Genomic DNA, 13,467 nt, shown 5'->3' on the forward strand with positions numbered 1-13,467 from the left:
TGTTAGTTGTTCTGTTAACCGTTATCTGTTAAATGTTAATCGTTCAGGTATGTCACAAAAACAACGGCTTCAAGTCATTTTTGGTCACTTTCCCCATCGCATTTCGGGGAAAATCGGCGACTATTTTGTACTGACGCGGGGTTTTGTACGCAGGCATTTTTCCCCGAATCCACGTATTCAACTTCTTCAAATCAACTTCTGCCCCGTCGGTGATAATAGCTGCTACGACCAATTCTCCCCATTCTTCGTTGGGAATGCCAATCACGCTACAGTCTTTGATGGCAGGGTGCGTTCGGAGCACTTCTTCGATTTCAAGCGCAGAGATTTTATATCCTCCCGACTTAATAATATCAATCGAATCACGCCCTAGAATACGATAATAACCTTTTTCCTTGACGGCTACGTCTCCCGTTTTAAACCAACCATCTTCGGTAAACGCTTTTTGAGTAGCTTCGGGACGACGCCAATATTCCAGAAAAACGTTATTGCCTTTTATTTGAATTTCGCCCGCTGTACGGCCTTTTACTTCATTGCCTTCATCGTCCACCAACCGCACTTTCACCCCCGCTAATGGCTTGCCAATATATCCTGCTTTGCGTTCGCCGTCGTACGGGTTGCTAATACCCATACCGATTTCGGTCATACCGTAACGTTCCAAGAGCGTGTGCGTACTTATCGTTTTCCATTTTTCCATCACCGTTACTGGCAACGCTGCCGACCCCGATACCATCAGACGAAACTTCGATAATGCTTCAGTGATTTCTTGTTGACGTTCAGCGGGCAGCCCTTCCCAATAAGCAATGAGTTTAAAATAAATCGTCGGGACAGCCATAAACAAGTTGACTTTCCCCGCTAAAAACAGCTCAAACAACGCTTCGGCGGAAAATGACGGCAAAAATTGCACCGTTGCCCCCGACCATAACGCACACGAAACGACATTGATAATCCCGTGGACGTGGTGCAACGGCAACACACATACGATGTGGTCGTTTTCGCCCCATTTCCAAGATTTTATCAAGGTTGAAATTTGGGCTTCGAGGTTTGCGTGGGTGGTCACCACGCCTTTGGGAAGGCTGGTTGTTCCACTCGTATATAAAATCATCGCCCGACGGCTCTTTTCCAATGTTGGAAGTCCAGTTGCTGAATCATTTGCTTCTTTTTCTTCACCCAATACAATGAAACGCAAGCCTTTTTCCAAAACCCAATCTTTTAACAAAGCGGCATATTCAGGGCCGACAACGACTATTTCCGCTTGGGTATCTTCAATGACGTACTGCAACGATGGCAGCGGATAGGTAATGCACAGTGGCGCCGCGACGCCTCCCGCCAACCAAATACCCCACTGTACATGCACGTAATCGAAGCCTGGCGATACCATAAAAGCGACGCGGGTTTCCTTCAAGTCATCGGAAGTCTCAAGAAGTTGGTGTGCAAAAGCCCTCGATGCGCCGATTAACGCTTGGTAGTTATAACTTTTATCTCCTGTAATAATGGCCTCTTTTGCAGGGTTTTCAAGTGCATTTGTCGTAATTTTCAACATTTGTAATAAAAATGTTTGGGTGACGTCGGTTACAATAACCGACATTGAAGTTTCTCAAAACCTCAGTTAAAATTTATAATGCTACCTCAAAGTTAGCACTTGTTTTCGCAATTACTTCTTTGAGGGTGACGTTTGGCATTAAGCCCGTTAACGTAAGTTTTCCGCTTGGAAATTCAAATACTGCCAATTCTGTAATCACCATGTCCACCACACCCGACGCCGTGAGGGGTAAAGTGCATTGGGGTACGATTTTAGATGAGCCATCGGGATTGGTGTGGGTCATCGTGATGATGAGTTTTTTGGCTCCTTTCGCCAAATCCATCGCGCCGCCTACACCCAGCAACGGCTTTCCTGGCACCGCCCAATTGGCCAAATTAGCAGCTTCATCCACTTCCAAACCTCCCATAATCGCCACGTCGATATGCCCGCCACGAATCATGGCAAACGAATCAGCACTGTCAAAATAGCTACTTCCTTTTAGGGCTGTGACAGGAATCTTTCCCGCATTGACGGGGTAATCCATCGCTCCGCCACCATCGACAGGAACGGGACCAACGCCCAACATCCCGTTTTCGGTGTGCAAAATGATACTGTGTTCTTCGGTGATTAAATCGGCCACCAATGTTGGTATTCCAATACCCAAATTGACAACGTTTCCTTTCTGGAGTTCAGCCAATGCGCGTTTGGCCATGTTCATACGGCTTTCATCCACTTTTTTAGACGACGAAACCGACGCAGACGTCCCCAAGTCTTCCAAAGTAAGTTTTGCGACCACGAGGTAATCGACAAAACAACCTGGCGTATGTACATTTTCGGGCGCAATTTCGCCCACAGGTACTACTTCTTCCACTTCCACAATCACCAAATCGGCAGCGGTAGCCATCGCTTTGTTGAAGTTGTTTTCGGTCATGCGGTATTGCAAATTACCTGCGGTATCGGCCCGCCACGCCCGAATAAACGCGACATTTCCCCGTAAAGCTTTGATAAATACTTGTTCTTCGCCATCGATGACCTTCGTTTCACGTCCTTGGGCGATAAGTGTCCCCGCCGAAGTAGGGGTATAAAATCCACCAATGCCCGCCCCACCCGCTCGAAGCGCTTCGGCCAATGTTCCTTGTGGAAGTAACTCATACTCCACCGCCCCCGACTGTGCAGCCTTAACGGCATCGGGATTGGACGTAAAAAACGAGCCTATCATTTTTTTGAGCTGTCCATTCCGAAGCAAACGCCCTCCGCCCAATCCAGGTTCTCCCGTATTGTTGCCAATAAATGTCAGATTTTTAGTCCCAATTTCGGCCAAAGCGTGCATCAAATGAACAGGATTGCCCGTCATACCAAAGCCGCCTTGCAGCAAAATATCTCCTTCTTTTACCATACTTGCGGCAGTTTGAAGGTCTATAATGGGTACTTGTTTCATATTGTTATGCGAGAAATTTGTATATTCGTAAAAAAAACAGACTATGGTTACGCTTCGCCCAATTGATGAAGTTATTGACTTTATCACTTCATTCCCAGAGCCACAGCAAATCCTTGACTATAAAGCTTCCCCTGCTTTGCAAGAGCGTGTTGAAAACTTGGTTTATAAAAAGAAAACATCTGAGCTTAGTTCGGAAGAGGTACTCGAATTAGAGCGGTATCTTCTCCTTCAACATATCATGATTATGGCAAAAAAAAGAGCGAAAAAACAACTGAGTTTATGAGTCGTTATATTGCTGATTCGCTAAAAAAACAAGTAATTGACCGAGCTAACTACCGTTGTGAATACTGTTGCAACCCGATTTATTTGCTTACATTTCTCACCAAATTGACCACATTATTAGTATAAAACACGGCGGCGAAAATAATTTAGACAACTTGGCTTATGCTTGCTTTCAGTGCAATGTCAATAAAGGAAGTGATATTGGAACTGTCCTCTTACCAGACCGAACTTTAATAAGGCTCTACAATCCTCGAATTGATTATTGGCACGACCATTTTGAAATCGAAAATGGGGTTATATACCCGAAAACCACTATTGGCCAAGCAACCATTAAAATACTTGATTTTAATGACGTTGATAGAATTCTTGAACGTCAAGGGGACTAAACGCCTCAAAAGGCAGTCCAACGTAATTCTCGGCAATGGTGGTCGCGTAGGCTTTTGAGATACTGATGTAATCAAACTTCGCCTTTTGTAAGTGGTACTGAAACGACCCGTGTGCATCTTGTTTGTGAAAAAGCGTGGTCATAAAGTTGGAGAAATCTTGCGCTCTCCAAATTCTTCTCAACGCAATGTCCGAATAAGCATCCAATAGTTTCATGGAGTTGTTTTTGTAAAAATCCACAAAGCCATCTACCAAATGTTTTACGTCGGCTACGGCCAAGTTAAGTCCTTTTCCGCCCGTTGGAGGCACAATGTGTGCTGCATCACCCGCTAAAAACAATCTTCCCGCTTGCATATTATCGGTAAAGAAACTGCGCATTGGCGTAATGCTTTTCTCAAAAATAGATCCTGATTTCAGCGTCCAGCCCTCCGTTCCCAAACGCAGCGAAAGCTCTTCCCAAATGCGGTCGTCCGACCAGTTATCTACGTGGTCATTGTTGTCAACCTGAATATACAAACGGCTTACTTTCTCCGAACGAAGGCTGTGTAAGGCAAACCCATTTTGGTGGTAAGCGTAAATCAATTCTTCCGAAGAAGGAGCCACGTTTGCCAAAATCCCTAACCAACTGAATGGATACGTAATAGAAAACTCATTAAAGGTATTTTTTGGCAACGTTTTGCGACCTACTCCGTGAAAACCATCACAAGCCGCCACAAAGTCACATTCAATCACACCCGCTTCTTCTTCGTGCACAAAGTGGATTTTGGGCGACGAAGTGTCGAAGCCTTCAATTTGAGTGGCAGCGGCTTCAAAATACAATTCTCCTCCGCCCGCCAACCACGCATCGGTCAGGTCTTTTACCACTTCTTGTTGACCATAAATCGTAATGTTTCGTCCATTGGTATGTTCTCCAAATGGCACCCGAATACGGTTTCCATCAAAACTCAAATACACCCCATGATGCTCTTGTCCTTCCCGAACGAGTCGATCGGCCAAGCCCAACTGTTTGTAAATATCAACGGTATTTTGTTCCAACAATCCCGCACGAACGCGCGCTTGGACGTACTCACGACTTCGGTTTTCGATAATCACCGATTCAATACCGTGTTTACGAAGCCAATGAGCAAGCGTCAAACCCGCAGGCCCAGCGCCAATAATACCGACTTGGGTTTTTGCCCCCCGTCCCCCAATGGGGGCTTTTTTTGAATGTTTATCCATCTTTGGTATATATCAATTTCCTCATTAAAATGCTTATGTTCCCCCATTGGGACGGTACGCCGCGCGGGTTAGGGGGCTATTGATAACCTCCTCTGCCGTATGAAAAGCTTCATTGGCAGCGGGTAAACCACAGTACAACGCAGCGTGCATAATGACTTCTTTGATTTCAGTCACCGTAACGCCGTTGTTGAGCGCCGCTTTTACGTGCATTTTAAACTCCGCTTTTCGGTTGAGGGCTATCAACATCGCCATCGTAATCAGGCTCCGATTATGCTTCGACAAGTCGGGGCGAGTCCAAATCTCTCCCCACGCATATCGCGTAATAAAATCCTGAAAATCAGCATTAAAGTCATTGATTTTGGCATTGGCTTTATCGACGTGTTCGTTGCCAAGAACGATTCTACGAACAAACATACCACGAGCTCCCCCATCGGGGGCGGGGGGGGCTATAAAAAAATCAATCAATACCTCAGCATATTCTTTGGGTAATTCGGTACTTGCTAAGTGGCGCGCATGGAGTACGTGAAGGGTAGCGTTGGGAATATGATTGACCAAAAACTGGGCTTGTTCTACGTTTGTGACAGGGTCTTCGTCGCCCGTAATGACCAACGTTTCTACCAACAATTGATGAAGTTGTCCCCGAAAATCAGCATCCCGAATGGCTTCGCAGCACTTGGAATAACTTTTAATATCACTTCGCAAAAACATCGCTTTGGTTTCGGCAACTCGGGTTGGATTAGCTTCTCTAAAAGCCTCCGTAAACCACCGTTCCATGGTATCGTCAACGATGGCCTGCATTCCGTTTTTGGAAATAGTCTCAATTCGTCCATTCCAGCGCTCGTCGTTCCCGATTTTGGCGCCTGTGTTGCTCAAAACTATTTTATGAAAACGTTGCGGATGATGAATCCCCAGCCATTGCCCAATCAAACCACCCATCGAAAGCCCGCAATAGTAGGCGCTTTCAATGCCCAATTCATCCATCAACTGAATGACTTGCTCGCCTAAATCGCCAATTTTTAAGCCCCCATTGGGGGTTTGGGGGCTGTTATATCTTAACACCCGAAAATAGGGCAACAAATATGGAACTACTTCGTCCCACATCATCATTTCTGACCCTAGCGAGTTTGAAAATATCAAAACAGGGCTATTGGGCGTGCCTTGCAATTGGTAGTTAGTGTTCATTTTCTTGATTGGGTTGTTTTTCTCACGGATGCTTTGGGTGAAACAATTACACTTGCCGTAGCACTTCATCTATTAATTCTAAACTCAATCCAATGGAATTTTCTGGCTTAAAAAGTTCCTCTAAATCAGGCAAATCCAATTGAAAATCAATCAGTACCTCTTTTAAATGTTTCTGCTGATGAATGGCCATTTTACACGCCTTTTCTACTAATTCGTGGGCCTGCATTTTGCCCATCTTAGGAGCCAACGCCAAGGACACATTTTCGGCATAAATCAGTCCTTTGGTCACTTCTAAGTTGGCTAACATTCGTTTTTCATCTACTTCCAAACCGCCCACCAGTTCAATCGCTCGTTCGACCGAACCCGCCGTTAAGGTCATCAATTCTACCAAAACCTCCCATTCTGAATGCCACAGCCCCGCAGAGCGCTCGTGTTCTTGGGGCATCGCCGAAAGAACCGTCGCTACCAAATGAGGTGTTCGAGTAGCGTTTGCCAACAATGCCGCGCAGGTCACGGGGTTTCTTTTATGGGGCATGGTGCTTGAGCCTCCTTTTCCTTCCCCCGCTCCTTCCAAAACTTCCCCGACTTCGGTTTGCATGAGGAGGGAAACGTCTTTGGCAATTTTCCCCAAACTTCCTACCAAAATCCCGAGTACACTTGCCCATTCGGACAGCCCCCCAACCCCCGATGGGGGAGCAATTTCTAACAATTCAGCCATCGTTAGCTGCACCTTCCTATTGATTGAATCATTCCCACTTCCAACTGCTCCTCCAAGTGTCAGGCATAGCACTCGTTTTTTTGTCTCTGAAATCAATTCTTGACATTGTTTAACCCTTTGAAGCCACCCTGCCGTTTTTAGTCCAAATGTAATCGGACGGGCTTGCTGAAGTAAAGTCCGTCCAATCATCAAGGTCGAACGGTGTTTTTGAGTTAAAGCTACCAACAGCAGACGTAATTGGCTGAGTTTTGGCTCCAACCACGCCAAAAACGCCTTGATTTGGAGCACCATTGCGGTATCAACTACATCCTGACTGGTAGCGCCCAAATGCACCATTTTCGAGGCTTCTACATCGTTGTTTTTGACGATGCGGGTCAGTTGTTTCACCAATGGTATGGCCGCATTTCCCCCCAACTTTATTTCTGATTTAAGCTTTTCTATGTCAATCAAATACGCGTCGCAACAATCGACAATAATGGCGGCGGAAGTTTCCGAAACAATCCCATTTTTAGCCTGGGCTTGGGCCAAAGCAGCCTCAAAACGCAGCATCTCAGCGATGGTGTTTCTGTCTGAAAACAGCCCATTAATTTCGGTCGAGTAGAATATTTCGGAATATAAAGACATAGTTTGAATGACGAGATACGAATCGGGAATGAATAGATTCCTACGGAATGACAAAGGGGCTAAATATCAAAAAATACGGTTTCTTTTTCGCCTTGCATCCAAATGTCAAATTCGTAGCCTGACGGTGTTTTTTGGGCAATGAGGGTAGCGCGACGTTCTTCGGGGACTACGTTGAGCACCTCATCGGTTGCATTTAGTTCAGCTTCATCAGAAAAGTACAGGCGGGTGTACGAGTGAATCAGCTGCCCACGCATAAACACGATGATACTTAAATGAGGTGCTTGCCCATTGACCGATGCTGGCTTTTTGGTATAGAAAACAAAACGATTTTGTGAGTCCGTTCCTGTACCAAAGCGGCCAAACAATTGCGTTTGTCCATCGTTTTGCCAAACTTCAATCATCGCATCGGGGATAACCACCCCTTCACCATCAAACACTTTGCCTGTGATGGCAATGGCGTTGGGTTCATCGATTGGGTTCACCAACTGATTGCCTACCAGTTGTTTAAAATCGTATAAATATTGCTCGGGCGAAAGGCCGTAGGCAAAATAAGGGCCAACCGTTTGAGAGGGAGTCTGAAAGGCAGCCCCCCTACCCCCAATGGGGGAGTTATATTGTTGCAAAAATGTATTTAGTTCCATGGTGGTTACTTTTAAAAATAAGGAAAAATCCCCCATTGGGGTTAGGGGTTAAAGGGCTTGGACGTTTTGATTGTGGCCTCTTAACACAAAATCAAAACGATAACCCAAGGCAAAATTTGGTTCCGTAATGCTCAAATCAAACTGAGAAATGAGCAAATCTCTGCCCTTGGGTGGTACGCCCAAAAAGATGGGGTCGTACTGAAGCAACGGGTCGCCTGGGAAATACATTTGCGTCACCAAACGATTGGTAATATTAGCGCCAAACAATGAAAAATGGATGTGGTTGGGCCGCCATGCGTTGTAGTGATTTCCCCAAGGATACGCGCCTGGCTTAATGGTATAAAATTTATAATTTCCATCTTTGTCGGTCATGCAACGACCCGCGCCTAAGAAATTGGGGTCGAGCGGGGCATCGTGTTGATCCACTTTATGTACGTAACGCCCCGCAGCGTTGGCTTGCCAAATTTCGATGAGTGTATTCGGAATCGGCTGACCGTTTTCGTTTATAACCCGACCGTGTACCACAATTCGTTCTCCCAAAGGTTGCCCATTGACTACCGAATTTTTGGTTAAATCATGGTCGAGGGGGCCTAAATTAAAATCGCCAAAAAGTGGGCCTGTCAACTCACTGAGCGACTGCTTCACTACAACCAAAGGCTTGGTAGGCGCCCGAAGAACGGTAGATTTGTAGTCGGGAGATAAACGTGGCGGGTGTACCTCTTCGTCAAAACGGTTATAAATGATTGTGCTCATGTCGTGCAACGATTGGGAAAATATCTGCTTAAAGAACACAACAAAAGTAGCGGGAAGGTGAAAGATTATCTTGGATAAATGAAAATATAACTTGTATAAAACAAACATTTTTTGGTTAAATTTGTACAATACAATCCATTCTAACCATGCGTCTGCATTACCTTTTCTTTTTACTCACACCTCTCTGGACATTAGCAACAGGACAAGCTCCCGACCGCCTGATTTGGGAAGGGGATACTTTACCCTTGTACACGCATCCGTTAAGGTCTCATCCAATTTATAAACAACTCCCTAAAACCCTGTTTGGAACGCAACAAGCCCCTTTTAACACGGGCTGCTGGCGGGGACATATCGCCGAGTGGGAAATTCAACATGATACGCTATTTCTTGTTAACATCTATACCTGTGATTACCCTAGCAATAAAACCAAGGCTGATTTAAACGCCCTATTTCCTAATCAACTCATTCGTGAAAAGCTTCCAGCAAGCTGGCTATCAGCACCTTTGCTAGTACCTCAAGGTAAATTACTGTATTACACCCAATCCTACGTGGCCATCTATGAGAAAGAAATAGAATTAACGTTAAAAAATGGAATAGTTACTCATTCTCAGGAATTTGACAACTTTAAAACTCAACTTTCGGTGTATGCAGAAAAGGATGACAGCCTACTGAATTATGTTTACAGCCATATCAATTGGCAGCTATTGCCCGATATATCAAAACCCGTCAAGGTTTTTGCTGAAATAGTCAGCGGCGCTCACCCTTTTCCTGACACTATTCGCTTATTAAAAAAATCGAATCAGGCTGTTTTTGACGATGAAGCACTGCGCGTTTTAAAGTCGATTCCGTCATGGAGTTGTTATTATAAACGGGGCGTTCCCTACCCGATTGGCTACTATTTTGTAGTTGTTTTTGACGAAAATCGTCGAAAAAAATACGCAAAACCTTAACTTTTTTAGCTTGTAATTTTCAAACATTGATTATGCAAAAGGCATTAATCCATTTTAAAGGGCTTTACGGCGACAACCCTCATTCTCTTTTACCCAACTTTATCCATTTTGAAGCCCTCGAAACTCGGAGTAAAATATACGATTGGGAAATTAAAGAACACGTGCACACGGATTTGTATCAGGTGTTTTTGATTAAAAGTGGGGAAGGGTTGCTAGTCTCCGAACAAAAAGAATGGACGCTCACAGGGCCTTGCATTGCGACCATCCCCGCACACAGCCTTCATGGTTTTGTGTTTCAACCCAATATCAACGGGGAAGTACTGACGTTTTCTGATTCTTTTTTGGAAGGATTATTAAAAAATTCGCCCAAAACATTGCTCGAAATCAATCATTTACGGGTGCTTTCTTTTGATGAAGATTTTGAAACTTTTGAACGATTGATGGGATTTAAAAGCCTCATTGTAAAAGAATTATACGAAGATTTCGCCGAAAAACAGGTGGTTTTACAGTCCTTATTTCAACTTTTTTTTACGCACTTATATCGTTTCACTCTTCGACTTTCTACTTCCTCTACAACCTCTGATAATCGAACATTACGCTATTTTCAGCTTTTTCAAAAAAGCATTCGGAAGTCGTTGCAAGAATCAAAACCCATTCATGAATATGCCAAAGAGTTAAATATCACAGCGGTTCATTTGAACCGAATTTGTCAGGCGATTGTCCAAAAATCGGCTTTACAGATTGTGCATGAACATCTGATTAATGAAGCAAAAAAATACCTCCTCAATACGAATTACTCAATTTCGGAGGTTTCTTATTTTCTAAATTTCAAAGACCCCGCCTATTTTACACGGCTTTTTAAAAAAGTAACGGGGGTTTCGCCTAGTGAATTTAGGAAGAACTAGCGTGCTTTATTTTTTGAGCCATATAAGACATATAAGGGCATGTTAGAACTCCACAACAGATGCCGAGTTAACTGATTCGTTTTGACGAAATATAGATGGTAATTATTCCCGCGATGATGGTGGGAATGGAAAAAATCAAGAAATTGACCGTCATTGAAAGTCCCATTCCGATGAGGACACCGCCCAATAATGGCCCAATGATACCGCCCAAGCGCCCCGAGCCAATGGCCCAACCTACGCCAGTTGTCCGAAATTCGGTGGGGTACATCCGCGCTGCTACGGCATAAAGCCCCACAAAACCACCCTGGATACCAAAGCCAATCAATCCAAAAATAACCAATAACCACGAAGAACCTTTGAACCACCCAAAGGCGGCCATCAGGACACCCGTCAAAATCAGAAAAGTGCCAATCGTGCGTTTTAGGCCATATTTGCTTGAAAAATAGCCCTGTATAACTATTCCTACAAAGGCACCAAGATTAAATACCGTGCCCGCATAAATCGCCAATTCCATCGAAAGCCCAGCGTTGGTAGCGAGTTTTGGAATCCAGTTAGTCAAAAAATAAAGGGTAGCAAAGGCCATAAAAAGCGCCCCCCACAGTTGGAACGTAGGAATTTTAAATTCTTCCGTCAACATCGACTTGAACGACACCGCTGCTTGTTCAGCAGGTTTTGTTGGAAGTTGAGACAGGCTCGTTACGCCCATTTTACCCAAAATCTCGTTGGCTTTACCAAGGGCATTGGCTGGTTGTGCTTTAAAGTAAAAATCAAGCGACTCTGACAACAGAAAGTGAATCAATGGGACGGCAAGGGTTGTGAAAAAACCTGCCACTTGAAACATCGTACCCCAACCCAACTGAGGAATCACTTTCGCAGCCACCAAGCCCGATAACACCGCCCCGATGGGATAGCCTGAAATCACAAAACTTACCCAAAAGTCTTTGGTTTTGTTCGGTGTATATTCCGCCGTCAGCGTAGCGGTACTTGCCAACATCGCCCCAATCCCTATCCCACTAATGAGTCGAATAACTACCAAGAACTCAATGGATTGGGCAAATGATGTACTAAAAATGCTAATCCCCATCAGTACCGCACTTAACAAAATCATGTTTTTACGGCCAATTACATCTGCTTTAGGGGCCAAAAACATCGCCCCAAGGGTCATCCCGACTAGCCCTGAACTAAAGACAATGCCGAGGGCTTCGGGTGTAATGCCCCATGCTTTTACAATGGCAGGGGCAGTGTACGAAATCACCATTACGTCCATGCCGTCGAGCATGTTCATCAACAAACAAATAAACACGGTCGCGTACTGCAACCGTGTCATTTTGTGGGTATCAATGTGTTCTTTTATATCAAAAGTCATGCGAGATTGGTAGGCTAAGGGCTTAAATAGATGTATTCCGCGAAAAAATTGAACATAACTTCGCAAAAATAGAGGTTTTTTCAAAGACCCATCACGCAAAATCAATTTCCTTTTGTGCAATATCAATCGCATTTGGGATTATTGCCCAATCAACTGCCTTACCTCTGATACTGACAAAATATAGGCCAATTGAGCCGCATATACATCGGCTTCCGCTTTGGCAATGAGCGCTTTGGTTGTCAGCAAATCCGTTTTGAGGTTCATCCCTACCGATTGCTTGTCTTCTTGAAGTTTCAATTCTTCACGACGGTAATTCAACGCTTTCTCGGCCACCCCAATCAACGATTTACTTTGAATCGTCTTTCGGTATGCTTTTTCCAAGTCGTACGTCAATTGCTGCTGGGTATTTAGAATGTTTTCTTGGGCTTGTTTTAATTGAAACGAACGTTGTTTTGCTACCTGTTTATTAGTATATAAATCCTGCAAATTCCATTTCAGGTTCAGCCCAACAAAGGGGTTGTTCATGGGGCTAATCGGATTCCCACTTTGGAAAACATACCCAGCCACCAAACCTACGTCGGGACGGTCGCTTAGTTTAGCCGCTTTGATGCCCAATTCAGCTTTGCTTTTGGTCAACTGAGCCATTTGAAGGTCAGGATTTGACGAAATATCCCCCGTCAACGCCCCCAAGGATGGCAATTCAGGTAACACTGGCACTTGGCTTTCAACTTCAAAATTGTCATCATTGATACCCGTAAACTTGGCCAAATCTGATTTATAATTCTGAATTTGGTACGTAAGTTTAAGAATGTTTTGCTCTTCGTCGGCAATGCTTGCCAGCAATCCCGCACGGTTCACCCCAATGGTTTTTCCAGCTTCGAGGGCGTTAGTGACGTCTTCCAATTTTGCTTTAGCCAACTCCAATTTTGTTTGTGCCTCCGTCAATTGTTTTTGGTTGATAAGTATTCCAAAATACAACTGTTCGATGCCATGTTTGATTTGGAGCGTTATTTTCTGTTTTTCTTTTTCGGTCAAATTCACCTCCAACTTACTAGCTTCTACTCCTGTTTTGATTTTGGCTTGTTGCGAAAGGGGCTGGTAAGCCGTGACCCCTGCGTTGTACATGTTGTTTTTACCAACAGTAAACGTTTTATCGACATTTGGCAAAGGCACTTGGTTAGTAGCACTCAACGGAATCACCCCGATGGTTCCTGCGGGAATGGTGATTTCGGCCAAATTAAAATTATACTGGTACGAACCATTGACGCTGACCACGGGCAAACGCTTGATTTCGTCTTCTTTGATTTTGGCTTGTCGTTCTTCGATTTGAAGTTGTTTGATGGCCAAAATATGGTTGTTTTTAAGTGCAATGTCTGTAAGCTGACCCAACGAATAAGTCGTCGATTGGGCTAGGGCTGTTCCCCAAAAAAATACAAAAAGCACTACGGGGATGGTTTTATTGAACGTTTTCATGCGCATTTCATTTC

The 13,467-nt window shown here is 44.4% G+C and carries 13 protein-coding genes; 4 read left to right on the plus strand and 9 right to left on the minus strand.

Annotation, left to right across the window (positions count from 1 at the left end):
- Positions 1–52: 52 nt before the first annotated feature.
- Positions 53–1,540, minus strand: coding sequence for an acyl-CoA synthetase (locus DTQ70_RS10615; protein ID WP_122934355.1), 1,488 nt, complete (start codon positions 1,538–1,540; stop codon positions 53–55).
- Positions 1,541–1,613: 73 nt separating this feature from the next.
- The gene (locus DTQ70_RS10620; RefSeq protein ID WP_122930780.1) at positions 1,614–2,957 is read right to left on the minus strand and encodes a 3-oxoacid CoA-transferase; all 1,344 of its coding nucleotides are present in this window, start codon (positions 2,955–2,957) and stop codon (positions 1,614–1,616) included.
- Positions 2,958–3,000: 43 nt separating this feature from the next.
- Between DTQ70_RS10620 and DTQ70_RS10625 the strand changes: the two genes are divergently transcribed.
- Both DTQ70_RS10625 and DTQ70_RS10630 read left to right on the plus strand, forming a co-directional pair.
- Positions 3,001–3,240 (plus strand): hypothetical protein, encoded by a 240-nt coding sequence (locus tag DTQ70_RS10625; protein ID WP_122930781.1) that lies wholly within the window; start codon positions 3,001–3,003, stop codon positions 3,238–3,240.
- 67 nt (positions 3,241–3,307) lie between these two features.
- Complete coding sequence (locus DTQ70_RS10630; RefSeq protein WP_229600112.1) at positions 3,308–3,625, plus strand: HNH endonuclease signature motif containing protein; 318 nt, start codon at positions 3,308–3,310, stop codon at positions 3,623–3,625.
- Here DTQ70_RS10630 and DTQ70_RS10635 read toward each other — a convergent pair.
- Genes DTQ70_RS10635 through pcaH form a run of 5 tightly spaced genes read right to left on the minus strand, consistent with a single transcriptional unit; the run spans position 3,585 to position 8,759 of the window.
- Positions 3,585–4,841: a 4-hydroxybenzoate 3-monooxygenase gene (locus tag DTQ70_RS10635; RefSeq protein ID WP_122930782.1), complete on the minus strand. Its 1,257-nt coding sequence runs from the start codon at positions 4,839–4,841 to the stop codon at positions 3,585–3,587. The two genes, DTQ70_RS10630 and DTQ70_RS10635, sit on opposite strands and share 41 nt — an antisense overlap.
- Positions 4,842–4,874: 33 nt before the next feature.
- Positions 4,875–6,023 carry a 3-oxoadipate enol-lactonase gene (gene pcaD, locus DTQ70_RS10640; protein WP_122934356.1) on the minus strand — a complete coding sequence of 383 codons (1,149 nt, stop codon included), beginning with the start codon at positions 6,021–6,023 and terminating at the stop codon, positions 4,875–4,877.
- Between the two features lie 46 nt (positions 6,024–6,069).
- Positions 6,070–7,365, minus strand: coding sequence for a lyase family protein (locus DTQ70_RS10645; RefSeq protein ID WP_122930783.1), 1,296 nt, complete (start codon positions 7,363–7,365; stop codon positions 6,070–6,072).
- A 59-nt stretch (positions 7,366–7,424) separates the two neighbouring features.
- Positions 7,425–8,006: a protocatechuate 3,4-dioxygenase subunit alpha gene (gene pcaG / locus DTQ70_RS10650; RefSeq protein WP_122934357.1), complete on the minus strand. Its 582-nt coding sequence runs from the start codon at positions 8,004–8,006 to the stop codon at positions 7,425–7,427.
- A 48-nt stretch (positions 8,007–8,054) separates the two neighbouring features.
- Positions 8,055–8,759, minus strand: coding sequence for a protocatechuate 3,4-dioxygenase subunit beta (gene pcaH / locus DTQ70_RS10655; protein WP_122930784.1), 705 nt, complete (start codon positions 8,757–8,759; stop codon positions 8,055–8,057).
- Positions 8,760–8,905: 146 nt separating this feature from the next.
- Here pcaH and DTQ70_RS10660 point away from each other — a divergent pair, with 146 nt between their 5' ends.
- Together DTQ70_RS10660 and DTQ70_RS10665 are read left to right on the plus strand one after the other, a co-directional pair.
- Complete coding sequence (locus DTQ70_RS10660; RefSeq protein ID WP_122930785.1) at positions 8,906–9,709, plus strand: hypothetical protein; 804 nt, start codon at positions 8,906–8,908, stop codon at positions 9,707–9,709.
- 32 nt (positions 9,710–9,741) lie between these two features.
- Positions 9,742–10,614 carry a helix-turn-helix domain-containing protein gene (locus DTQ70_RS10665; protein ID WP_122930786.1) on the plus strand — a complete coding sequence of 291 codons (873 nt, stop codon included), beginning with the start codon at positions 9,742–9,744 and terminating at the stop codon, positions 10,612–10,614.
- 67 nt (positions 10,615–10,681) lie between these two features.
- Here the strand turns inward: DTQ70_RS10665 and DTQ70_RS10670 are convergent, their stop codons facing one another.
- Together DTQ70_RS10670 and DTQ70_RS10675 are read right to left on the minus strand one after the other, a co-directional pair.
- Positions 10,682–11,980, minus strand: a complete 1,299-nt coding sequence (locus DTQ70_RS10670; RefSeq protein WP_122930787.1) for an MFS transporter — start codon at positions 11,978–11,980, stop codon at positions 10,682–10,684.
- Between the two features lie 138 nt (positions 11,981–12,118).
- Positions 12,119–13,453 carry a TolC family protein gene (locus tag DTQ70_RS10675; protein ID WP_164489965.1) on the minus strand — a complete coding sequence of 445 codons (1,335 nt, stop codon included), beginning with the start codon at positions 13,451–13,453 and terminating at the stop codon, positions 12,119–12,121.
- Positions 13,454–13,467: the final 14 nt, after the last annotated feature.

This window comes from Runella sp. SP2 (genome assembly GCF_003711225.1).
GTDB lineage: Bacteria > Bacteroidota > Bacteroidia > Cytophagales > Spirosomataceae > Runella.